The 22220-nt window shown below is 65.4% G+C and carries 20 protein-coding genes; 13 read left to right on the top strand and 7 right to left on the bottom strand.

The window, feature by feature from the left end; genetic code table 11:
• Positions 1–7 precede the first annotated feature (7 nt).
• From ABD225_RS12250 to ABD225_RS12240, 3 genes are read right to left on the bottom strand one after another with little or no spacing between them, the layout of a single operon-like run.
• Positions 8–943 (bottom strand): hypothetical protein, encoded by a 936-nt coding sequence (locus ABD225_RS12250; protein WP_344085633.1) that lies wholly within the window; start codon positions 941–943, stop codon positions 8–10.
• Positions 943–2031, bottom strand: a complete 1089-nt coding sequence (locus ABD225_RS12245; protein WP_344085630.1) for a DUF262 domain-containing protein — start codon at positions 2029–2031, stop codon at positions 943–945. Before ABD225_RS12245 ends, ABD225_RS12250 begins: the two co-directional genes overlap by 1 nt.
• Positions 2032–2072: 41 nt before the next feature.
• Positions 2073–2489, bottom strand: a complete 417-nt coding sequence (locus ABD225_RS12240; protein ID WP_344085627.1) for a hypothetical protein — start codon at positions 2487–2489, stop codon at positions 2073–2075.
• On the opposite strand from ABD225_RS12240, the gene ABD225_RS18735 reads away from it, so the two are divergent.
• Positions 2377–2802, top strand: a complete 426-nt coding sequence (locus ABD225_RS18735; RefSeq protein WP_425564410.1) for a helix-turn-helix domain-containing protein — start codon at positions 2377–2379, stop codon at positions 2800–2802. The two genes, ABD225_RS12240 and ABD225_RS18735, sit on opposite strands and share 113 nt — an antisense overlap.
• A gap of 8 nt (positions 2803–2810) precedes the next feature.
• Here ABD225_RS18735 and ABD225_RS12235 read toward each other — a convergent pair whose 3' ends face one another.
• On the bottom strand, positions 2811–3251 hold the full coding sequence (locus ABD225_RS12235) for a hypothetical protein (protein ID WP_344085624.1): 441 nt from the start codon (positions 3249–3251) through the stop codon (positions 2811–2813).
• Between the two features lie 528 nt (positions 3252–3779).
• Here ABD225_RS12235 and ABD225_RS12230 point away from each other — a divergent pair.
• The 4 genes from ABD225_RS12230 (at position 3780) to ABD225_RS12215 (ending at position 10769) form a co-directional block, all read left to right on the top strand.
• A complete protein-coding gene (locus ABD225_RS12230; RefSeq protein ID WP_344085621.1) occupies positions 3780–8546 on the top strand; it encodes a DEAD/DEAH box helicase in 4767 nt (1588 codons plus the stop codon).
• 28 nt (positions 8547–8574) lie between these two features.
• A complete protein-coding gene (locus tag ABD225_RS12225; protein WP_344085618.1) occupies positions 8575–9615 on the top strand; it encodes a restriction endonuclease in 1041 nt (346 codons plus the stop codon).
• Positions 9616–9779: 164 nt separating this feature from the next.
• Complete coding sequence (locus ABD225_RS12220) at positions 9780–9971, top strand: helix-turn-helix domain-containing protein (protein ID WP_344085615.1); 192 nt, start codon at positions 9780–9782, stop codon at positions 9969–9971.
• Between the two features lie 66 nt (positions 9972–10037).
• A complete protein-coding gene (locus ABD225_RS12215; RefSeq protein WP_344085612.1) occupies positions 10038–10769 on the top strand; it encodes an NYN domain-containing protein in 732 nt (243 codons plus the stop codon).
• Positions 10770–10964: 195 nt separating this feature from the next.
• On the opposite strand, the gene ABD225_RS12210 is transcribed toward ABD225_RS12215, so the two are convergent.
• A complete protein-coding gene (locus tag ABD225_RS12210; protein ID WP_344085609.1) occupies positions 10965–12110 on the bottom strand; it encodes a tyrosine-type recombinase/integrase in 1146 nt (381 codons plus the stop codon).
• Positions 12111–12370: 260 nt separating this feature from the next.
• Between ABD225_RS12210 and ABD225_RS12205 the strand changes: the two genes are divergently transcribed.
• Complete coding sequence (locus tag ABD225_RS12205; protein WP_344085606.1) at positions 12371–12664, top strand: DUF1905 domain-containing protein; 294 nt, start codon at positions 12371–12373, stop codon at positions 12662–12664.
• Between the two features lie 26 nt (positions 12665–12690).
• Here the strand turns inward: ABD225_RS12205 and ABD225_RS12200 are convergent, their stop codons facing one another.
• Positions 12691–13311 carry a DedA family protein gene (locus ABD225_RS12200; protein WP_344085603.1) on the bottom strand — a complete coding sequence of 207 codons (621 nt, stop codon included), beginning with the start codon at positions 13309–13311 and terminating at the stop codon, positions 12691–12693.
• Positions 13312–13567: 256 nt separating this feature from the next.
• Here ABD225_RS12200 and ABD225_RS12195 point away from each other — a divergent pair, with 256 nt between their 5' ends.
• From ABD225_RS12195 to ABD225_RS12165, 7 genes are all read left to right on the top strand, one after another.
• Positions 13568–15217, top strand: a complete 1650-nt coding sequence (locus ABD225_RS12195) for an ABC-F family ATP-binding cassette domain-containing protein (protein WP_344085600.1) — start codon at positions 13568–13570, stop codon at positions 15215–15217.
• Positions 15214–15816 carry a hypothetical protein gene (locus ABD225_RS12190; RefSeq protein WP_344085597.1) on the top strand — a complete coding sequence of 201 codons (603 nt, stop codon included), beginning with the start codon at positions 15214–15216 and terminating at the stop codon, positions 15814–15816. Before ABD225_RS12195 ends, ABD225_RS12190 begins: the two co-directional genes overlap by 4 nt.
• Positions 15817–15968: 152 nt before the next feature.
• On the top strand, positions 15969–16526 hold the full coding sequence (locus ABD225_RS12185; protein WP_344085594.1) for an HNH endonuclease: 558 nt from the start codon (positions 15969–15971) through the stop codon (positions 16524–16526).
• A 147-nt stretch (positions 16527–16673) separates the two neighbouring features.
• A complete protein-coding gene (locus tag ABD225_RS12180; RefSeq protein WP_344085591.1) occupies positions 16674–17684 on the top strand; it encodes an NAD(P)H-dependent glycerol-3-phosphate dehydrogenase in 1011 nt (336 codons plus the stop codon).
• 103 nt (positions 17685–17787) lie between these two features.
• Complete coding sequence (locus ABD225_RS12175; RefSeq protein ID WP_344085588.1) at positions 17788–18420, top strand: DUF2975 domain-containing protein; 633 nt, start codon at positions 17788–17790, stop codon at positions 18418–18420.
• On the top strand, positions 18420–18644 hold the full coding sequence (locus ABD225_RS12170) for a helix-turn-helix domain-containing protein (RefSeq protein WP_344085585.1): 225 nt from the start codon (positions 18420–18422) through the stop codon (positions 18642–18644). The genes ABD225_RS12175 and ABD225_RS12170 overlap by 1 nt, the downstream gene beginning before the upstream one ends.
• Positions 18645–18683: 39 nt before the next feature.
• Positions 18684–19880, top strand: a complete 1197-nt coding sequence (locus tag ABD225_RS12165) for a pyridoxal phosphate-dependent aminotransferase (protein WP_344085582.1) — start codon at positions 18684–18686, stop codon at positions 19878–19880.
• Here the strand turns inward: ABD225_RS12165 and ABD225_RS12160 are convergent.
• Positions 19871–22219 (bottom strand): glycerol-3-phosphate 1-O-acyltransferase, encoded by a 2349-nt coding sequence (locus ABD225_RS12160; protein WP_344085579.1) that lies wholly within the window; start codon positions 22217–22219, stop codon positions 19871–19873. The genes ABD225_RS12165 and ABD225_RS12160 overlap by 10 nt on opposite strands.
• Position 22220: the final 1 nt, after the last annotated feature.

The following is a 22220-nucleotide window of genomic DNA, read 5'->3' as shown; positions in this document are numbered from 1 at the left end:
GGCCCCTTCACCCGCAACCGACCGTTGTCCAAGTAACCACCTCCCGCTGCAGGCTTCGGACCACCACCACTCCATGGTCGGGAGTCCTCGTGCAAGCCAAGGAGACCAGCGGTTCGACAGTGGGCATCACACGCTCCGCCGCACTGCCACTCCTTCTTAGCAGTGCCCAGGCCTGCGAACGGGCCTCGATCACTCTGATCTCAATGCTTGGTGCGCTCACAAAGTCATCATCTGCTAAGTATCCGGAGGTGCCCACACGAAGGTGTTGAGCACCAGAGGAGGCTAGGACGTCGAAGGGCGCCGCAACTCTCAAGATGCGATTAGGAATGGCTCTGAGCTCAAGACCGGAAACAACTGCGGAGGAATCGTGAGCACACCGGTGGCGCATTTGCATGAGCTCCTTCAGATCCTCCTTCAGGTCTATCTGCCCTCCTCCCAGCGGCTTGAGGATATCGAAACCAAGCGCCCCGGATAAGAGCCTCAACTGCTCAAATGGCGACTTGACGTGCCACATCCGGAGAGTTTCACGCAGACCATCTGGTGACATGTTGCTCCCCTCCCAGAGAAATGCGTAAGGATGGAGCCCCAAACCGCCCGACGGACTCAGTGAGGCACCCAACTCGCCAGCGAGGTGTCCCAGAGAGGAGAGATCCCAATCCCCTCGAAACACGCGCGCGCTAGCGACCTGCAACATGTTTCTCAGAGCCTTCTTACGCTGACCCTCATTTAGATCCGTGAACTGGGTCGGCCCGGCGCCGGCGTGACGCAACAATTCGGTGGTCCGCTCCATGACGAAGGTCTCAAGGAGATTGTAGGCCGACACCACCAGTCCGCGCCTCAGTACGCTGCCTCGAGCTGTCATGTCAGTGGCGATGGGCTCGGCGCATAGATCTTCCAGCGCACGGATCCCGCTCAAGAAGGAGTCGCGGGCAACGCTGGCCATCAGCTCGTTAGTTCCTTGAGGACGTCCAATGTTCGTTGCGTTCGGAACTTCAATCGACTGGGCGTATTAGTGGCGCGCCTAACTGCTTCGTCGTACTCGTCTTCGTTGAAGAGATCAGCGCAGTCCCTTGCGACCGAAGCCCTCTTTGCTATTGCAGTCCGACGTTGATCCTTGGTTAGCTCGGCAACCGCAATGGCTTGGGCGTCGAAGAGGCCAGCAAGAGCCAAGTCTCGACCAGACCTCTTGAAGGCGTCGCTTCCCCATATCGCCTCGCAGGTGTGCATGACGTCTTGGAAGAGCCTGCGCTTTCGGGAAAGTTCTTCTTCGTCATCGAAACGGTGGACCATCATGAACCGATCCAGTTCTGCACGCAGATCGCCCCGAAAGCTCCTCCACCCCTCCTCTAGGGCCAGGAAGCGCAAAACCAGTTCAGCGTCGGTCATTTTGCGGTAGGCAGGCGACGCTTTTGGCACGACCTTGAACTGTGTGCGGAGGAATTGATCCTCCGCGAGCTCGTAAATCAAATCATTAAGGGGGCCTCTATAGGCAACGTTACGAATTTCCTGTGCATTCAGGATCTCGCCACCAGTGTTGAGCCTGAGGAAGACCTCGTGCTTCAGCTCCTCACTCGACTGCCGCAGAAGTGTTGTAACTCGTAGGTTCTTCATCCCCAGGGCGACACGCACCCCTTCCGGGAGGTCGTTGACGCGGAGCCCGTTGAGAGCAGGCAAGCGCGTGAGACCCCTCAGGGCTAGCCGGTTGGCAAAGAACACAGAGATAGCCGTAAGGCGCTGCTTCCCGTCGATCACGGAGTAGGAGCCGATTCGCGCCGCGTCCTCGGCAAGGTACACGGGAGGGACCGGAATGTTGGTCATGAACGACTCGATGAGCAACGACTGCTTCTCGGCGGTCCATCGGTCTCGACGCTGAAACTTGGGTGATACGTCGACGGCGCCGGAGTCCACGAGGTGGGCTAGAGACAACAGTCCTTGGTCCGCGATCTCCAATACGGCGCTCTTCTGCGCATCCATGAAGCTTTGCAGGACGGGGTCCGCACCCATTGACGACGACGCTGTCATGTCAGACATGAGGCCACCCTCGCACAAGATGCGGGGCCAGGCGACTGGTCTCAGCGCGGCGCGGCCGCGTTCATACGCGCGAGGAGTGTTGCGACTTTCGCTCGGCCGAAGGTGGGGCAGCGACGTGCCAGCTGCGCCTCTTGGAGGCGACGCAGGATGAGCAACTCGCCCTCCTCGAGTGGGTCGACATAGCCCATCACCGTGACGATCAAGTCCACCTCGGCCATCGTCGGCGTGTAGGACGGCCCGTGAAGCAACCGCTGCTCGAGCTTCCTGACCAAAAAGGCTACGTCGATGACCCGCTCCGGGTCGGGGAAGCGACAGGCGGCGCACACCCAACGCCCACCAGCGCCCGTGCGCTTCTTGGGCAACTGGAAGATCCGCTCCCCGACAGCAACAGGGGCACCGCAGAGTCCACACGCGCCGGGATACCTGGCCTTGATCCCGAACCGAACCGCTGGGTCCACACCAGCACTATGCACTACTAGTAGGGCAGACTTCCAAGCCAAACTAGCGTGGCATCGGCGCGTGCCCACGCGTCGAGACCGAGTCGACCCAGAGCGCCAACAGCGGTGGCTCGAGAGCCGGCAGCGCGTGGGGGCGAACGTCCGCCGTCGGCGCCTCGAGCAAGGCCTTACCCAGAAGGCACTGGGTCTCGCCTGTGGACTCAGTCGTAACCAGCTCATCGAACTGGAGCACGGTCGACGCGGAGTCCTCTTCGAGCGTCGTGACGACCTGGCGGACGCACTTGGAGTCTCGGCTTCAGATCTCGTCTCGTAGGGCTCGCGTCAGCCTCGACGACCCCGGCGAACCAGAGCTCCGACGAGTTCGTTGACGGCCTCCGCCAAGCCCTCGAGGTCGCGGTCGTAGACCCTCCCAGACTCCACGCGCCGCGTCAGATCCCTCAGCGCCGTGACCCAGTCCGTCGTCGCAGAAGGCCAGCGGACAACCTCGACTTCGACTTGGTGGGTGTGGTGCTGAACGACCTTCACGGTGCGCACGCGCTCAACGTCCCGGTCGACGACCTTGACGGCCGCCAACCCCTCGGCCGCAGCCCGTCGCCGCTCCGACGCTCTGGTCCGGCAGGTCGGCGAGCACCACTTCGGCATGCGCCCACGCACTTGGACGATCACCGGGCCTCCGCACCAGCCGCACGCCAAGACCTGGCCGGGCTCGCGGGGGGACTTCCGCGACGACGCCGGATTCGCCGATGCTTCCGGTCGGTCCATGGCGTTTATTACATCACAACGAAATGAACAGAGGCCGTGAGTGCATGAGGTGTGTCTGACATCGCTGCATTCGCAATCAGTGCCTATCGAAACGTTTGGCTCCGTGAACCTTAGAACGCTCCGCTCCCCTTTAGGAAGCAGGGCCCGGTGTCCGTGTCGGGCGTAGGAGAGAGCAGAGCCATGGAGTCGCAGCAGTCGATCAGGCAGCGTGCTCGGAGAAGGGCCTTGGATGCGGCGACGGCGGCGCGCATCAGGCAGGCAGCGAAGGACCAACGCGTCAGCCGTCTTGCAGCCAAGTTGGACCGCGCTCTCGCGAGGCGCGAGGAGGCGATTGAGCGTTGGGACAGGCGGGTCGGCGAAGTCCTCATCGCACTCACGCGCGGCGAGGGTCTGACCCTCGATGAGGCGATCGCTTGGGCGGGAGTGGAGCTCCCTCGGCGACACGCCTATCGGATGCGCGCAGCGGCCGAGTCGCCTTACGGCGAGGCCGAGCCGACTGAGCCCACCTAATGGGGCAGGATCGTCCCCATGTCGACGTCGATCTACGAGGTGCTGGAGGACCTGGACGCACGCGCCACCTCGAAGGCAGACAAGGGCAGCAAGCTCGAGCGGCTCATCGCGCAGTATCTGCGCACGGATCCCGTCTACGCCGACCAGTTCAGCGACGTCTGGCTGTGGCAGGACTGGCCCGGCCGCGGCGGCAAACACGACACCGGCATCGATATCGTCGCGGTGGACCGGCTGAGCGGTGGCCACGTGGCCATCCAGTGCAAGTTCTTCGACCCCGAGTCGACTGTGTCCAAGCCCGACATCGACACCTTCTTGTCGGCATCGGGCAAGGAGGGGTTCACGCAGCGGATCGTCGTGTCGACGACCGATCGATGGAACGCTCACGCCGAGCACGCGATCCAGGGTCAGCAGATCCCCGTACGCCGGATCGGGCTAGCCGATCTCGAGGCCTCGATGATCGACTGGGATGCCTTCGACTGGACTGCCCCTGAGGCGCTGACCGTCACCGACAAGAAGAAGCTCCGGCCGCACCAGTCCAAGGCAATCCTGGACGTATGCCGTGGGCTCGCCACCGATGACCGCGGCAAGTTGGTCATGGCGTGCGGCACGGGGAAGACGTTCACCTCGTTGCGGTTGGCCGAGCAACTCGTCGGCGCGGGCGGCAGCGTGCTCTTCCTCGTGCCCTCGATCAGCCTGCTGTCGCAAACATTGCGGGAGTGGGCCACGGAGGCCGAGGTACCGCTGTCCCCCTTGGCCGTGTGCTCTGACCGCAAGGCAACTGCGCGGTCGAAGGCGACGAGCGAGGACATCTCCGCGGTCGATCTCGCACTCCCCTCGACGACCAACATCGCGATCCTCGAGTCACGGTGGACCCAGGCCATCCGCGACACAGCGTCAATGACCGTGGTGTTCGCGACCTACCAGTCGATCGACGTCGTCCACCAGGCGCAGAGTCAGGGCGACCTACCGGCCTTCGATCTCATCGTCTGCGACGAGGCGCACCGCACGACCGGAACGACTCTGGCGGGCGAGGACGAGTCTGCGTTCGTGCGGATCCACAACGCGGCTTACATCAAGGGCAGCAAGCGGCTCTACATGACGGCGACGCCGCGGATCTATGACGACTCCTCCAAGGCCAAGGCCGGCGAGGCAAGTGCAGTGCTCGCGTCGATGGATGACGTGTCCGTGTTCGGGGAGGAGTTCCATCGCCTCGGGTTTGGGGAGGCAGTGGCGCAAGGCCTGCTCGCCGACTACAAGGTCCTCGTCCTCGCGGTCGACGAGACAGCCGTGTCGCGGACCTTCCAGCTCCAGCTCGCCGATGAAGGCAACGAGTTGCGCCTCGACGACGCCGCGAAGATCGTCGGCTGTTGGAACGGTTTGGCCAAGCGCGGTTCCGCGGAGCACTCCTTCGATGCCGATCCGGCACCGATGCGGCGAGCCGTCGCGTTCGCGGGGACCATCCAGGATTCCAAGCGAGTGGAGGCCCTCTTTGCGGAGACCGTCGCTCAGTACGCTGCCGCCCACGACCTCGATGACGCCGGCGGCGAGCCGCTGCTGACCTGCGAGATCCAGCATGTCGACGGGTCGTACAACGCCTTGGAGCGCAACACCCGACTGGACTGGCTCCGCGCCGATGTGCCCGATGGCGTGTGTCGCATCCTCACCAACGCACGCTGCCTGTCCGAGGGCGTCGACGTGCCAGCGCTCGACGCGGTCATGTTCCTCTCGCCGCGCAAGTCGGTCGTCGACATCGTCCAGTCCGTCGGCCGTGTGATGCGCCGTTCACCGGGCAAGCAGTACGGCTACATCATCTTGCCGGTCGGTATCCCGGCCGGGATGACCCCGGAGCAGGCTCTGCGTGACAACAAGCGGTATGCCGCGGTGTGGGAGGTCTTGCAGGCTCTGCGGGCGCACGACGAGCGGTTCAACGCGATGGTCAACCGGATCGAGCTGGTCAAGCAGCGTGACGACAAGATCAACGTCATCGGCGTGCCCGCTCCGGAGCGCGACGGGACGGACGACCAGAGAGGCACTCAGGGGACGCTTTCGCTTGCCTTCCTCGACGAGTGGCGTGAGGCGATCTACGCGAAGGTTGTCGCGAAGGTCGGTTCGCGGCGCTACTGGGAGGACTGGGCCAAGGACATCGCCGACATCGCTCAGCGTCACGTCACACGCATCACAGCACTCCTCGACGGGGGCAACGCCACTGTCACAACAGAGTTCGACCGTTTCCTTCAGGGCCTGCGAGGCAACCTCAACGACGGCATCTCGCGGGCCGATGCGGTCGACATGCTTGCCCAGCACCTCATCACCAGGCCTGTGTTCGACGCCCTGTTCGGCGGCTATGACTTTGCGGCGCACAACCCGGTCGCCCAGACGATGGAGCGGATGCTCGCGGCTCTCGACGAGCACAACCTCGACGACGAGAACCACTCGTTGGAGAAGTTCTACGACTCGGTGCGGATGCGGGTCCAGGGTGTCGACACTGCCGAAGGGCGGCAGAAGCTGATCGTCCAGCTCTATGACACCTTCTTCGCCACGGCCTTCAAGAAGACGGTCGACAAGCTCGGCATCGTCTACACGCCTGTCGAGATCGTCGACTTCATCCTTCGCTCCGCCGATGACGTCCTGCGGCAACACTTCGGCCAAGGCCTGACCGACGAGGGGGTGCACCTGCTCGACGGTTTTGTCGGCACCGGCACGTTCATCACTCGGCTGCTCCAGCTCGGGCTCATCGAGCCGCAGGACCTGGCCCGCAAGTACCACCACGAATTGCACGCCAACGAGATCCTGCTGCTTGCGTACTACATCGCTGCGGTCAACATTGAGACGACGTATCAGGACCTCCGCGGCGAGCTCGGCGACCCTGGCGACTACGAGGCCTTCCCGGGTCTGATCCTCACTGACACCTTCCAGTCCTGGGAGGACAACGACACCCTCGACACGACCGTCTTCGTCCAGAACAACGAACGTCTCGAGCGCCTCAAAGCCCTCGACATCCAGGTCATCGTGGGTAACCCGCCGTACTCCTCCGGCCAGGACTCCGCCAACGACGACAACGCCAACGAGTCCTACCCGACACTGGATAGGTCAATTAGAGAGTCGTACGCCGCACGATCTTCTTCTACGTCTCTGGCTCGACTCTATGACTCCTATATTCGCGCCATTCGTTGGGCATCCTTGAGGATAGCCGAACGCGGAATGGTTGCATTTGTGACCAACGGAGGCTGGCTAACATCTCGAATGGCAGACGGGCTGCGACGGAGCATTGAGCTCGAGTTCAGTGACGCCTACATTCTGAACTTGCGTGGCGACCAGAAGGGTGATTGGCGCCGCGAAGGCGGAAAGGTCTTCGAGGGAGGCAGCACCACCTCTGCAGCCATACTGATTCTCGTCAGGGACCCTAAGCGAAACTCTCGCGCAGAGATCCACTACGCAGACATCGGCGACTATCTCAGCCGTGACGAGAAGTTTGTCAAGTTGGTTAATGCCTCGAACTTCTCCGGTGTTGATTCCATAGTCCTACAGCCGAACAGTCATGGAGACTGGATCGACCAACGAAGCAGCACCTTCGGCGCTTACCTGCCGATCGAGAGGGTGTTCTCCGGCACCACGAAGGGCGTGGTCACCAACCGTGACGCTTGGGCGTACAACTTTTCCCGGTCGGCGGTGCGCACCAATGTCGAGCGCATGCTGACCGCGTATAACTACGCTTTGGGGGGACTGCCGCCAACCGACAAGTCAGTCATCAACTGGTCACGTTCATTGTCTTCTCGATTCCGAAGCAACAAGAGGGTGCCCCTCCCTGACGCTTCCCACTACCGTCAGAGCAGTTATCGACCCTTCACGCGCGCGTGGCTCGCCTTCTACTCACCCGTTAATGAGGTGCAGTACAGAACAAGCGATTACTTCCCACTTTTTGGCAGCAACAACCCAGGCTTCACGCTAACGGGCCCTTCGTCTCACTATCCCTTCTGTGCGATCGCTACCAACTTCACTCCCGATCTTCACCTCCTCGACACCGGGCAGTTCTTTGCCCGTTGGCGTTACGAGAAGGTTGAGGCTGAAGAGGGGATGCTCGCACTCGATCTGGCAGACAGCGATCGTGGGATTGACGGGTACCGGCGGATCGACAACATCACCGACCACGCGCGCGAGACTTTCGCCGCGGGATACGGGGAATCGATCACCAAGGACGACATCTTCTTCTATGTCTACGGCCTGCTCCATTCCCCCGACTACCGCGACACGTATGCGGCCGACCTCAAGAAGATGCTGCCCCGCATCCCACTGGTCACCGACCCGTGGCCGTACGTCGAGGCCGGTCGCCAGCTGTCGGACCTCCATCTCGGCTACGAGGCCGTCGCGCCATATCCGCTTGAGGGCCTTGACGATCCAGCGCCAGCCGGCGACGCGGCATACGAGCACTTCCGCGTTGACAAGATGGCGTTCGCGAAGGTCCGCGACCCCGAAACCAAAAAGCTCGTACCGGATCGCTCGACCGTGGTCTACAACTCGCGGATCACCGTGAGCGGCATCCCCGAGGAGGCGTACCGCTACATGCTCGGGTCGCGGTCAGCGATCGAGTGGATCATCGACCGCTACCAGGTGAAGACCGACAAGTCCTCCGGCATCGTCAACGACCCCAATGACTGGTCCCGCGAGGTCGGCGACCCCCGTTACATCATCGACTTGCTGGCCCGCATCGTCACCGTCAGCCTGGAGACGATGAAGATCGTCGACGCTCTCCCGGACCTTGAGATCCGCGACGGAGATTCAGAGTGAAGCTGGGACCCCAGCGGGAAGGAGACCGATGAAATCAGCATGGGTCATCCGATCAGGCCGCTACGGCGAACGCGATGACTGGGCCATCGCGAATGGGTTCTCGGGCGGCGGATGGAAGGAAGTCCCTGACCTCACGCCGTTCACCACGCGCGAGGACGTGGAGCAGGTCGTAGCGGATACGTTCGGGACGGACTCACCAGGCCTGGTCGCTTCCTACACCGGCCAGATGTGGGCCCTTCGCCACCGCATCGAGGTGGGTGACCTTCTGATCCTTCCGATGAAGACGACCCGTGAACTGGCGATTGGACGGGTGACGTCGGGATACCAGTACCTGGCCCATGAGGAAGATCCGAACTGTCGCCACGTCGTCGCGGTCGAGTGGCTGCGACGAGTTGCCCGAACCGTGGTGAAGCAGGACCTGCTCTACACCCTCGGCAGCGCCATCTCGATCTTCTCTCCGTCTCGCAACAACGCGGTCGCCCGCCTCGACCACCTCTTGACCCACGGTGAGGATCCCGGATCCGTGGCAGTTACCCCCAAGGACGGGCCTAGCAAGAGCCACGTCGAGGACAGCGCGGTCGATGACCCCGAGTCCAAGCCAAACGTCGCGGAAGTCGCAGCCGATCAGATCTCGGCGCGGATCGGTGAGGAGTTCGCGGGCCACGCGTTCGCTCACCTCGTCGCAGTGCTCCTCGAAGCTGAGGGGTTCGAGGTCGACGAAGCACCGCCCGGCGCTGACGGCGGCATCGACATAACCGCGGGCCGCGGCCTCCTTGGCCTCGAGTCGCCGAAGCTGATCGTGCAGGTCAAGACGGGTCAGATCGGCTCCGAGGTCGTCGCACAGCTCAATGGCTTGGTGAGCACGCACGGCGCGGACTATGGCCTCCTCGCGACCTGGACGGGCCTGAGCAAGCCAGCCAAGGACGCGGTCAAACATCAGCGGTTCCGCGTCAAGGTGTGGGATGCGTCGGACGTGATCGCCGCAGTCCAACGCAACTACGACCGACTGCCTGAGGACGTCAGAGCCCGCATCCCGATGGAGAGGGTTTGGATGCTTCGCGAAGACTAATGACTGAACGCGATGCGCGCCGTCGCGCAGGCGTGGCCCGCTTGAGCAATCGTCCCAACAGTGTTGGGACGATTGTCTTGGGCCCAACGTATTCGAGTTTCATGTGCATGACGTGACCCTCCGCGACGATCGTCTCGCTTTGGGAAGGCGAAGGAGGTCATGCCATGACACAGAAGCCCCGTCGTCAGTTCGAATCACTCGCCCAGGCCGCCGAGAGGACTGGACTCAGCACCCGGACCCTCCGACGGAGGATCGCCGCTGGTGACCTGAGTGCCTACCGCAGCGGCCCCCGCGTCATCCGCCTTGACCCGGACGACGTCGACCGGCTCATGGTCCGCATACCAACAGCCAGTTGACCGATCTCGGGTACACCGTTGGCGGAGCGTTGGGCCACTGTCACAGTCAGTTGCCACAATGGCTGTATGCGCGTAGGGGTCTACATCGATGGGTACAACCTCTACTACGGCGGTCGGGGCATCTGCGGTCGGGGCACGGCCGGTTGGCGGTGGCTCGACATACGCGCGATGCTCGAGGGGGTTGTCTCGGCGCACTCAGGTTGGCCGACTATCGCCGACAGTCGCGTGGTGTTCTGCACGGCACGCATCCGCGGTCGCGACAACGTTGACAGCCAAAGGGACCAGGACACATACCTCCGGGCCTTGGTTCAGCATGGCGCAGTGGATGTCATCGAGTTCGGCACCTACGTCGCGAGGACGGCCACCGCCCCGCTAGCGACGGCTGATCGCCGCGGCCGCCCTGTCCTGACTGAAGCCCGGTGGCCCCTCATGGTGCGAGACGGCCAAGGCGTCGATGTGCCCAGGGCAACCTTCATGGCGTCCGTTGCTCGCCGCGAGGAGAAGGGCAGCGACGTCAATGTCGCTAGCCACATGCTCGTCGATGTCCTCGGAGGCTCCGTGGACGCAGCCGTCGTCGTGAGCAATGACAGCGATCTGAAGATGCCGGTTGACGTCGTCAGACAACATGTCCCGCTCGGGCTTGTGAACCCGACCAAGGGCTACCCTGCCGGCGCGCTGAACGCTGCTCCTTCGACCGGGGTGGGTGGCCACTGGTGGTACCAGCTGACTATGACCGACTTCACGATCCACCAAATGCCCGCGTCGGTGGGTCGTCTCACGCGGCCCGTCGGATGGTGACATGAATAAACCCGGCCCCTGAGGGGCCGGGCGGTATGGAGCGAGTGTACACACAACCGGTGTCACTGCACCCCTAGCCCCGGGACTCGGCCATCCGGCAACGTGCGAACCGAAGACCCCGGAACGATCCCTGGCCTCGGCCACATCGCCGGGGTTTCGTCATGTGGTGGGCGCTATGCGTGGAGGGCCGTGAGCCTACCCGCCCACCGCACCGCGGCGCTTGGCCCACTTCTTGGCCTCCTTGGACATTCGGGCAGCGATGACGGCATCACGGCCTTGGGCAGCGTGTTGATACCGCAAGGCGGCTCGCGGCGTCGAGTGCCCGATCCGCGCCATGAGCTCAGCGAGGGTAGCGCCCGACTGCGCGGCCATGACAGCCCCGGTGTGCCTCAGGTCGTGGACCCGCAGGTCCGGCCGGCCGGCGCTGTTCCTCGCCTTGATCCAGTGCCGTCGGAAGGTGTTCGAGTGCAGCTGGATGTCAAGGTCGCCCAACGACGGGAAGAGCAGCGCCTCCCGTCCCGCAGCGACGTGCTTCTTCAGATGCTCTCTCAGCGCAGGCACGAGGTGCGGCGGGATGGCCACGGCCCGAACGCTCGCGGCGGTCTTGGGCGTGTCCACGCTCACCTCGCCATGCACGCGCACCACGCCACGCTCGACGTGGATGACGCCAGCCGCCAGGTCGACGTCCTTGCGTCGGAGCTCGGTGACCTCGCCGAACCGGAGACCGCACCAGGCGCCGATGAGGACCAGGGCCCGCCAAGCGTCCGGGATCCCGTCGAGGACCGCTTCCAGGTCTCCAAGCGTCGCCGGCTCGATCGAACGCGCCCGCTTCGTCACCCCGGCACCGCGGACCCGGCACGGGTTGGAGCCCAGGATCTCGTCGGTCACCGCTGTCGAGAGAATCGAGCGCAGCAGGCTGTAGGTGTGGGCACGCTGGGTCGGCGTTTTCGTCCCCAACCCGATGTGCCACTTGCGAACGGCTTGGGGCGTGATGTCACGCAACGAGACCTCGCCGAACGCCGGCAGGATGAACCGATCCAGCTGGCTTCGATAGAGCGCACGGGTCCGCGGTTTGAGGTCACGCTGCTCGAGCCACGCTTCGGCATAAGGCCCGAACATCTCGGTCGACCGCTTGACCTTCGCCCGTCGCGACCGCGCCGGCGACCACTCATCGTTCTGCAGCAGCCGACGCTCGGCCACCAGCCACGCCTCGGCGTCCATCTTCGTGTCGAAGGTCGACGGCGCCCGGTGGAAGGCCTGGTCGGGACCCATGTAGAACGCCTGCCAGCGCCCGTTGGCTCGCTTGCGAATCGTGCCGAAGTCGCGCTTTGCCCTCGTCATTGCGTGACACCCGGGGTCACAAGCGGACATAACTGGGGCATAACTAGCGACATCTCATGTCCCCTTGTGCCCGGTCCTCTCACGCGCTAGATTTTACGTCACCGCAGGTCAGATGCCTACGGTGCAGTTCAGAGGACCAAGCCGAATCTGGCGCGTGAACAGTTCAAATCCTGTCACCCCGACTAGTTGACCATTTGGTCCCTGACCTGCGGAAACGCCGTCCGCCCACACATCGTCGCCCCGCACTCTAGAGTGCGCTGGTGGAGTTCAAGTTCGCCGGCCAGGTGATCGAGTGGCGGGGGCCCTCGCCATACCTCTTCGTTCCGACTCCGGCAGAGGTCTCCGCGGAACTGCGGGAGCGGCCGGAACTCAGCTACGGCTGGGGGTGCATCGCGGCGCACGCGCGCATCGGTGAGACCGAGTTCACGACCTCACTGATGCCGCGGCAGGGGACCTATCTCGTCCCCGTGAAGGTTGTGGTGCAGCGCGCGGAAGGCGTCGGCCTCGGCGATGTCGTCACCATCGGCATCCGAGTGGCCGAGCGGGCGACGTAAGTCGACGGGCAGGAACCCCGTAACGCCTACTCCATGCCCTCCTCGGCGAGGGTGCGCCGACGCTTGGTCCAGTGCCAGAGCACCGCAAGCACAACGATCGCGAGGACGACCAGGGCTGACCCCTGTCCGAAGCGCGTGACCACCCGCTGATAGGAGTGCCCGGCGAAGAAGCCGATCGCGACAACCGCTGCGCCCCAACACAATCCGCCCACGGCGTTCCACGGCAGGAAGGTGCGATACGGCATCCGCGCCGTCCCAGCGAGAGCTGGCATCACTGCCCGGAAGAACGCGGTCCAGCGGCCGAGGAAGACGGCCGAGCCACCGCGGCGCCGCAGGAAGTCCTGCGCGCTGTCGAGCTGCTTGCGACGCTGGTCGAAGAAAGGGTGCGCGATGATCCGACTCCCCCAGATCCGCCCGATCTCGTACCCCACGCTGTCCCCGGCGATCGCCGCCAGCACGACGATGAGTCCCAGGGCCCAGACATTGACTTCCCCCAGGCTCGCCGCGACGCCCCCGAGGACCGCGACGGTCTCTCCGGGCACGACGAAGCCGACGAAGAAGGCGTCCTCAACGAAGACGACGATCCCGACGATCGTGTAGATCAGCCAGCTGGGCTGGTGGAGGATCTTGCTCAGCACCGTGTCCATGGCGGTGACGATTGTGCGGCATACGCCTGAGGTCTCGCTGAGCCGCCGCGGTCTTGGTCCTGCGGACTACAGATATGTAGGACCTCGGGGCTTGGCCAAGCGTGCTGAGTCCGGGTCTCGCCGCAGTTCTGTAGCCGGTCGGCCCGCCCAAGCGCCGGGCACAATGGATTTGACGGGCGGCGGGGCGGTGGCCGAGCCTGGAGGCATGTGGAACTGACCTCTCGCCCCCATCCGTCGAGCGATTCCGAGGTCCCCCATGCCCGCTTCCCTGCACCTAACTGCCCTCGCGGCCGGCTTTGGCGCGCGTCCGCTGTTCACCGGTCTCGACCTGGTCGTCGGTCCCGGCGATGTCGTTGCCGTGGTCGGCCCGAATGGCGCCGGCAAGTCGACGCTGCTGCGCATCATCGCCGGCGAGCACGCGCCCGACGGGGGCGCGGTCCGCACCTCCCCGACGGACGCGACGGTTGGCTACCTCCCCCAGTCCCCGCCGCGCGGTGACGAGACGATCTTGGAGTATTCCGCCCGCCGCACCGGAGTCGCAGCCGCCCAGGCCGAGTTCGATTGCGCTACAGCAGCACTCACGGCGGGTGAGCAGGGCGCCGAGGACCGGTATGCCGCCGCGTTAGACCGCTGGCTCGCTCTCGGAGGCGGCGATCTGGACGCCCGGCTGGGCGAGACGCTGGCCCGTGTTGGCCTGGACGTGGCGGTCGACCGGCCGCTGGGAGAGCTGTCGGGCGGCCAGGCCGCACGCGCCTCTCTCGCGTCAATCCTGTTGAGCCAGCACGACATTCTGCTCTTGGACGAACCCACCAATAACCTGGACCAGGCCGGGTTGGGGGTGCTCACGGCATACCTCAGCTCCGTGAGCGGACCGGTGCTTGTCGCCTCGCACGACCGGCGCTTCCTCGACGAGGTGGCGACGGGGGTGGTGGAACTGGATCTGCACCAGCAGGCCGTCCACCACTACACCGGCGGGTGGTCCGACTATCGCGCGGCAAAAGCGCTGGCGCGGTCACAGGCGGTGGCCGCCTACGACACCTACATCGCGGAACGCGACAGCCTCGCCGCTCGCGCGCGCCGGCAGAGCGAATGGGCGGCCAAGGGCCGGGCACAGAAGTCCGATCTCGGCCCGCACGCGGGAATCGCCAAGAAGTATGCCGAGGATCAGGCCAAACGAATGGACCAGCGGGCCGCCCGGGCTCGGGCCGCAGCCGAGCGGCTCGACATCGTCGAGCAACCCCGCAAGGAGTGGGAGTTGCGCTACACGATTGCGCAGGCAACCCCGTCCGCGGATGTCGTGTTGACGCTCGATCAGGTCGTCGTCGAGCGTGCCAATTTCCGGCTGGATCCGGTCTCCACGCACCTTGCGCGCGGCGACCGCGTGGCGTTGCTGGGTCCAAATGGCAGCGGCAAATCGACTCTCCTGCAGGCGATGCTGGGACGCGTGCCGATAACGTCGGGTCGGCTCTCGTGGGGAAGCCGGGTGCACCTCGGCACGCTCGATCAGGGTCGGGACATGCTGGCTGGGGATGAGGAACTGCTTGCCGCCGTTGCCCGCGCGCTCGGCGAGACCGACGTCGCGACCGTGCGAACGCTGCTCGCGAAGTTTGGGCTTGGCGCGGAGATCGTCGGTCGCCGCTGCGACTCGCTCTCCCTCGGCGAGCGAACTCGCGCCGCGCTGGCGATCCTGCAGGGTCGGGCGGTGAACACCGTGATCTTGGATGAGCCGACGAATCACGAAGACGTCGAGGGCATCGAGCAGTTGGAGGCGGCCCTTCGGGCATTCGACGGGACACTGGTCATCGTGACCCACGACCGCGCCCTGCTCGAGACCATCCAACCGACGCGCGTCTGGCGGCTGCATCGCGATGGCGCCGAAGCGACGTTCACGACAGCGGACCGATGATTCGACAACGCTTCTCCGGCCAGATCGCCGGCCTAGGGACGAGAAGCGGGACGCGGCTCGTCATCGGCACCTGGTGGGAGTCGCCGTTCGGCCGGTTCACCGATGTGATGATCGAGCGGGCCGACGGCCACCGTGTGCTGGTCGCGCCCACGGCGCAGGTCCGGGATTTCGTGGCCGAGACCTACACCTTCGACGAGACGCGAATCGAGCCGATCGACCTGCAGCGCAATGACGCTCGATGGTCTCTGGCGGCCGAGTCACTCTCGGTGAGCCTCACGATCGGACGGCGACGGCCATTGGGGTGGGGGCTGCGCGGCATACCCCGCCCACTCGCGACGAGCACCGCCTGGGCGAGCGCCGTCGACCCCATCGCCCGAGTCGTCCTGCGCGGCGTGCGGACGCGCGGCGTCGCCCGGCCCGGCCGACGGGAGTGGTATGCCGCCACCGACGTGCGCGCCATCACCTCCGTCTCCGGGCGGTTGGACGGGGAGCCACTCGGCGACCTGCGCCCGGTCGACCCGCCATGCCGCTTCGGCTTCTCCTCGACGCCCCGCGCCCCCGGGGTCACAACCGTGGTGACGACCGTCGAGACCACCTAACGCACCCGCTGAAAATCACTGGTTAGAGCACCGGGCGCCTGCCTAGCATTTCTCGCCGACGCAACCGGGCAGACGCCCGGTGGCCACGCACTGCGTACCCCAACCCCCGACCATCAGCCCACGTCGAGAATGCCCACCAAGGAGGTGACCCCATGACCGTCGTCGTGCTCAACACGACCTACGAGCCCCTGCACACCGTCTCGGTGCGGCACGCCATGACGATGCTGTGGCGTGGGGTCGCTGCGGTGCTCGAGGAGGGGCCGGAGATGTTCGGGCCGATGCCGCGGCCGAAGGTGCTGATCCTGACGCGCTACGTCAAGACGGCCTGGAAGTATGCCCGCCGGCGCACCGGCCGCGCGACCTTCGCCCACGGCACCAAGGTCACCGTCGTCGCGTCCGACCCGCTCGCGATCTACACCCGCGAGGGCGTCATCAAGCGCGACCACGGGCAGTGTGCCTACTGCGGCCAGCCGACGGCGACCACAATGGACCACGTGTTGCCGAAATCGCGTGGCGGGGCGACCGATTGGGCTAATGCGGTCGCCGCGTGCGAGTACGACAACTGGCGCAAGGGCGACCGGACCCCCGAGGAGGCCGGTATGCCATTGCTCTGGCAGCCCTTCGTGCCCACGGTCTACGACCTAACGTGGGGCGCACCGGGTCTCGCGCAACCGCAGACGCGCACCGGCCGCCCAATCAACGCGGCCTAAACACCGCGCTACCGCTTGATATTGGTCGTGTTCGCGACCGATACCAAGCGGTAGGGCGGTCGTGAGGGCGGGTGGCGTCGGGCGCTCGGTAGGCTGCAGCACGACCAATCCGGCGGCATGGTGGCCGCCCGCCCCGAAGGAGCCCCTATGCGCCGTCCCCATGTCACTATCCTCGGCGGCGGATCGTGGGGGACGGCCGTCGCCTCGATCGCCGCGCGCAATGCGCCGACAACGATCTGGGCCCGCGACGAGGCGACGGTCGAGGACATCAACACTCGGCATATCAACAGCCGCTATCTCGGCGACCTGCCGATCAATCCGGCGCTGCGGGCGACCACCGATCTCGCGCAAGCCGTCGCCCAGGCGGATGTTCTCGTCCTCGGCGTGCCCTCCCAAGCCTGCCGCGCCGTCCTCGGTGAGGCCGCCGACCACCTGCGTCCGTGGGTGCCCGTGGTCTCGCTGGTCAAGGGCCTCGAGCAGGGCAGCCAGCTGCGGATGACGGAGGTCGTCAGCGAGGTCCTGCCCGGACACCCGGTCGGCGTCCTCAACGGCCCGAATATCGCCCGCGAGATCGTGCAGGGGTATGCCGCCGCGGCCACCCTCGCGATGCCCGACCAGCAGCTTGCCGAGTCATTGCAAGGCATCCTGCGCTCGACGATGTTCCGCGTCTACACCTCCACCGATGTCGTCGGCGTCGAGGTCGCCGGGGCGCTGAAGAATATCTTCGCCATCGCGACGGGCTTCGGCGACGGCCTGGAGGCCGGCGACAACACGCGCGCCATGGTGATCACCCGGTCGCTTCGGGAACTGACCCGACTCGGGGTGGCGATGGGCGGGCACGAGCAGACCTTCTCCGGCCTGGCGGGCATGGGCGACCTGATCGCGACCTGCACCAGCCCGCACAGCCGCAATCGCCGCGTCGGCATCATGCTCGCGCAGGGCAAGAATCTCGACGAGATCGCCGCCGAACTCAAGCAGGTGGCCGAGGGCGTGAAGTCCTCCTCCGTCGTCGTCGAACTCGCGCGGGAGCATGGTGTCGAGATGCGCATCGCCCGCGAGGTCGATGCGGTAATCAACCACGGGCAGGCCGTCGTCAAGGCCTACCGCGGGCTGCTGCGCGAGGCGCCTGAGCACGAGTTCCACGGCGAATCCTGGTAACCGACGCCGAGGCGCAACCCCTGCCTCTTGACATCGATAGTCGATATGCATAACGATATTCGTTGTATCGACAGTCGATACGTCTTGGGGAAGGGGAACGCCCATGAACGACACCACTCGCCGACCAGCACGCCGCACCGAGCGCAAGGACTGGTTGGCCTTCGACCGCAGTGACCGGATTGGGCTGACCATCCTGCTGTGGCTGGTCGGCGCCCGGACCTTGGTCGCCAGCGTCGGCCTGCCGATCCTGCGCTGGATTCAGGGCGAGCCGATCAGCCTGCCGCTCTCCAGCGCGGTCACGGTCCCCGAACTCGACCGGACCGGCGTGCTCTACAGCCCAGCGGACTATGCCGTCGACTACTCGAACCCCGGCGCCGGAGCGCGGATCCTTGACCTCCTGCCCGGTGTACTCCTGACGGCCGTCGTCATCGCGTGCATCGCGATCTTCCTGCGCATCATGCGCTCCATCAGTTCCGGTCAGCCATTCGCCGCTGGCCAGGTTGGCCGCTGGCGCGCCATCGCCTTCCTGCTGATGATCGGCCCCGCAGTCGCCTTATTCGCGCGGATGGCCGTCGACGGCGCGCTGGCCTCGAACCTCGACCTCGGCGGACTCGACCTGATGGTAAGCATGACCCTGCCGTGGCTGCCCATGACGATAGGGCTGGTCGCTGCGTTGATCGCGGAGGCCTTCAAGGTCGGGGCCAAGCTCTCCGATGATGCCGACGGGCTGATCTGATGCCGGTCGACGAGCCCCATCGCGTGATCTGCCATCTCGATCACCTTCTGCAGCAACGAGATATGACGCTCGCAGCCCTCGCGGATGCCGTCGGCGTCACCGTCGTCAACCTCTCCATCCTGAAGAACAATCGCGCCAAGGCGGTCCGCTTCAGCACCTTGACCGCGATCTGCGATGTCCTTCAGTGCGGCATCGGCGACCTCTTCTCGGTCGAGGCGGAGTGAGCCGCGAGCACCTCGGGGGCGATGTGATTGCCTAGCCCTATGACGCGCCAACCCTCCGCCCGCTCGGACGTCCCGGCCTTCACGGTCATGACCGTGCTTCAGGCAGTGGCCGCGGCGCGGGCGGAGGGTCGCGATGTCATTAACCTGTGCGCGGGCGAGCCGGGCCAAGGGGCGCCGACGGCGGTCCGGGAGGCGGCGGCATACGCCATGAGCGGAGCGATTCCGTTGGGCTACAGCGAGACTCGCGGCATACGCCCCCTTCGTGAGGCGCTTGCTTCCCACTATCGCCGCTGGTATGACCTCGACCTCGATCCCGACCGCATCTGCTTGACCACCGGCAGTTCCGGTGGTTTCCTCCTGGCATTCCTCGCGGCCTTCGACCACGGCGACAAGGTGGCGGTCGCGCGGCCGGGATACCCGGCCTATGTCAACATCCTGCGCTCGCTCGGGTGCGAGGTCGTCGAACTGGACACTGGAGCCGAGGTGCGCTTCCAGCCCACGGTCGAGTTGCTCCAGCGCGCCCACGCGCAACGCCCGCTCGCCGGCGTGGTCCTCGCGAGCCCCGCCAACCCGACCGGCACGATGATTCCGCAGGAGCAGATGCGCGAGTTGCTCGCGTGGTGCCACGCCGCCGGGGTGCGCGTCGTCAGCGACGAGATCTACCACGGCGTGAGCTACACCGGCTCCACCGGCACGTGTGCCTGGTCGTATGACGACGCCTCCCTCGTCGTCTCCTCCTTCAGCAAGTTCTGGGGTATGACCGGCTGGCGCCTTGGCTGGCTGCTCATGCCGCAGGACCTCGCGCCGCGCATTGACGCGCTCGCCGGGAACCTCGCGCTCTGCGCGCCGGTCCCCGCGCAGCACGCCGCCATCGCCGGCTTCACCGAGGCGGCGTATGCCGAGTGCGAGGCCGCCGTCACCGGCTTCGCCGAAGCCCGCCGACTCGTGCTCGAGGCTCTCCCGCGGCTCGGGTGGACCGGCGTGGCGCCGGCCGATGGTGCCTTCTACGTCTACGCGGGCATCGCGAATCAGCTTGGGCCGTATGCCGATTCAGTCGCCTGGTGCGCCGCGCTACTCGCCGAAGAGGATGTCGCGCTGACGCCCGGCGTCGACTTCGACCGGGTCCACGGTGGCGAGTATGTCCGCCTCTCGCTGGCCTCCGGGCCGGGCCCGGTGGCTGCCGCGATCGAGCGCATCCTCGCCTTCCAGGACCGGCTCGCGAAGGATCAGTCGTGACGTGAGGCGCGCAACTGCTCGGTGAAGATCGTCGAGGCCACGCGGCCGATCAACTCCATCGCGGCGAGGATCTCGCTGAGTTCCTTCTCGAAAGTCAGCGCCCGCTCGGCCCGGTCGGGACCGTCCTTGAGCACGCCCTGGTTCTCGGCGAGTTGCAGACCGGTCGCGAAGAGCAGGGCCGACACCGGCTCCGCGGAGGCGATGCGTCGCTGGGCGAGCAATTGCTGCCCATAGGCCAGCGCCTCTTTGGTGATCGCGGCCTTGTCCAGTTCGCCGCCCGCCGGCTGGTGCGCCAGCACATCGGCGATGATGCCGTAGGACTCGAAGAAGGGCCGGATCGTGAACGGCGCCACAAGTGGAACGCGGCTGCGCAGATAGGTCTCGATCTCAAAGCCGGGATCGACCAGACGCGCTTGCCACTCCGGATCGGCGGTCGCCATCTGCTGCTCGATCTCTTTGCGGTAGACCGACTTTTCCTGGAAGTAGAAGTCGAACTTCAGCAGATCACGAAGCCGCTCCACCTGCCGCCAAAAGACGTCAAGCCGGTCGGCGCCAGGTTGCGCCTGACGGCTGGCGAGGACGAGCGCGATCTCGCAGATCGCGCCAAGTTGGAAGACGTGAATGATCGAGTTGCGATAGAAGGTCGCGGCCAGTTGCTGCTTCTCGGTGATCTGCCAGACCGTATGCCGTGACCCCGGCACCCGGGTCACGGTCCCGGACGCGGCGAGCGCCGAGAGCACCTGCTCGACGCCCGCCACAGTGCGCAAGTTGGCGACGGAATCTGCTTGTGGCACAACGAGTTCGTCGAGATAGTCGAGGATCGGCGCGACGCCCGCCGTCACCTGGGCGGACGTCATCGCCACTCCCTGCGCGCCGAGCAAGATGGCCGTCACGAGCGCGGTCGGCGTGACGGGCGCGGCCTTGTTGACCCGCCAGGCCACCTCGAAGGCCATCTTCTGCAGGGCCAAGCGGCGCTTGTCGGGATCCTGCGCGATCTCCCCATTGGGCGGACCCATGATCGAACGCATCGAGACCGGCTCGGGATAGCGAATGTAGATCTTGCCGTAGTGATTTTGTCCCTGGGCCTTGATGAAGTTGTAGAGCCATGAGAAGCCCTCGGCGGTCTTCTTGCCGCCCTGGGCGTACTCGGCATACTCCCCGACTTCGTGCAATTGGTCGAAGGTGATGGCGACCGGCTGCAGCGCAATGTCATCGGAGCGACCCTCGACATAGGGCTCCGCGGCGAAGGAGAGCAGCCCGAGCTTCGGCGGCAGCATCTTCCCGGTCCGCGAGCGCGTGCCCTCGATGGACCAGGAGAGGTTGAAGCGCTTCTCGGCGAGATAGCCGACGAACTCCTTGAGCATGAACTTGTAGAGCGGGTCACCAATGCTGCGGCGGATGAAGATGACGCCCGCGCGACGCATGATCGCGCCCATCGGACCGAACGCCATGTTGATGCCCGCGAACATGTGCGGGAGCGGAAGTCCGTTCTCGTGCAAGGACACTGACAGGACGGGGGTATCGAGATTGGACCGGTGCGACCACAAGAAGATGACCGGTCGCTCGGCCATCGTGCGACGGAGTCGCTCAATCTCCTCCGGCAGGCTGTCGATCTTTTGCTCGAAGCCGCGCTGATAGACCGCCCGGCCGACGCGTGGGAAGACATCGATGAAGAAGCGCCCCCAGCCGGTCGCGAGTTCCTCGAGGATCTCATCGACCTTTTCGTCGGTGACGGCTTTCGGGCCGAGCTCGGCGCGGATCTGCGCCAAGCCCTCCTGGAAGTGCCGGTTCGCGAGGATCTCGTCCTTGACGAGTTTGGCCGACTTGAACTGCGGTCCGAGCAGTTGCGCGTCGGCTCGTTGCAGCGACAGCCGGGCCCGGCGCGCCACGAAGCGCGCGAACGAATCGCCCTCGACGGCTGGATCCTTGCCGCCCTCGGCAAAGCGGGCACGCAAGGTCTCGATGCTCGCCGGAACGCCCTCGATGACGCGCCCACGGTCGGGTTCACGACGCGCAATCTGGTTCTGCTGGCGGGGATTTGGCTTATAAGGGTTCTGTCCACGCACGACATCGACGAGACGAACCTTGCGCTCGCCGTCGGTGTGCTCCGACGGCAGCCAGGTCACGCCCATCGGGATCAACTCGGCATCACTGCCGGCCAGTCGCGCGCTGAGGGCGGCGACCTCACCGGACATCGAGGAACCACGCGGCACCGTGAAGACCTCGGGGGCGTCGGCGCCGGAGCCCCATACCTCGGCAACTTTCGCGCGCACCAGGCGGTCCTCGACGGCGGTGCGCGTCACGGCGATGACGACCTTCGTCGGAGCGGTTTCGACCACG

The sequence above is a fragment of the Nostocoides veronense genome (assembly GCF_039531185.1).
Lineage (GTDB): Bacteria > Actinomycetota > Actinomycetes > Actinomycetales > Dermatophilaceae > Nostocoides_A > Nostocoides_A veronense.
The sequence above is the reverse complement of the archived record's forward strand: the minus strand, read 5'-3'. Positions and strand labels throughout refer to the sequence as shown.

What these genes read in the sequence shown, in the direction of transcription:
- ABD225_RS12250 (WP_344085633.1), bottom strand. Translation starts at nt 943, where the DNA reads ATGGCCAGCGTTGCCCGCGACTCCTTCTTGAGCGGGATCCGTGCGCTG.
- ABD225_RS12245 (WP_344085630.1), bottom strand. Translation starts at nt 2,031, where the DNA reads ATGTCTGACATGACAGCGTCGTCGTCAATGGGTGCGGACCCCGTCCTG.
- ABD225_RS12235 (WP_344085624.1), bottom strand. Translation starts at nt 3,251, where the DNA reads ATGGACCGACCGGAAGCATCGGCGAATCCGGCGTCGTCGCGGAAGTCC.
- ABD225_RS12230 (WP_344085621.1), top strand. Translation starts at nt 3,780, where the DNA reads ATGTCGACGTCGATCTACGAGGTGCTGGAGGACCTGGACGCACGCGCC.
- ABD225_RS12225 (WP_344085618.1), top strand. Translation starts at nt 8,575, where the DNA reads ATGAAATCAGCATGGGTCATCCGATCAGGCCGCTACGGCGAACGCGAT.
- ABD225_RS12220 (WP_344085615.1), top strand. Translation starts at nt 9,780, where the DNA reads ATGACACAGAAGCCCCGTCGTCAGTTCGAATCACTCGCCCAGGCCGCC.
- ABD225_RS12215 (WP_344085612.1), top strand. Translation starts at nt 10,038, where the DNA reads ATGCGCGTAGGGGTCTACATCGATGGGTACAACCTCTACTACGGCGGT.
- ABD225_RS12210 (WP_344085609.1), bottom strand. Translation starts at nt 12,110, where the DNA reads ATGACGAGGGCAAAGCGCGACTTCGGCACGATTCGCAAGCGAGCCAAC.
- ABD225_RS12200 (WP_344085603.1), bottom strand. Translation starts at nt 13,311, where the DNA reads ATGGACACGGTGCTGAGCAAGATCCTCCACCAGCCCAGCTGGCTGATC.
- ABD225_RS12195 (WP_344085600.1), top strand. Translation starts at nt 13,568, where the DNA reads ATGCCCGCTTCCCTGCACCTAACTGCCCTCGCGGCCGGCTTTGGCGCG.
- ABD225_RS12190 (WP_344085597.1), top strand. Translation starts at nt 15,214, where the DNA reads ATGATTCGACAACGCTTCTCCGGCCAGATCGCCGGCCTAGGGACGAGA.
- ABD225_RS12185 (WP_344085594.1), top strand. Translation starts at nt 15,969, where the DNA reads ATGACCGTCGTCGTGCTCAACACGACCTACGAGCCCCTGCACACCGTC.
- ABD225_RS12180 (WP_344085591.1), top strand. Translation starts at nt 16,674, where the DNA reads ATGCGCCGTCCCCATGTCACTATCCTCGGCGGCGGATCGTGGGGGACG.
- ABD225_RS12175 (WP_344085588.1), top strand. Translation starts at nt 17,788, where the DNA reads ATGAACGACACCACTCGCCGACCAGCACGCCGCACCGAGCGCAAGGAC.
- ABD225_RS12170 (WP_344085585.1), top strand. Translation starts at nt 18,420, where the DNA reads ATGCCGGTCGACGAGCCCCATCGCGTGATCTGCCATCTCGATCACCTT.
- ABD225_RS12165 (WP_344085582.1), top strand. Translation starts at nt 18,684, where the DNA reads ATGACGCGCCAACCCTCCGCCCGCTCGGACGTCCCGGCCTTCACGGTC.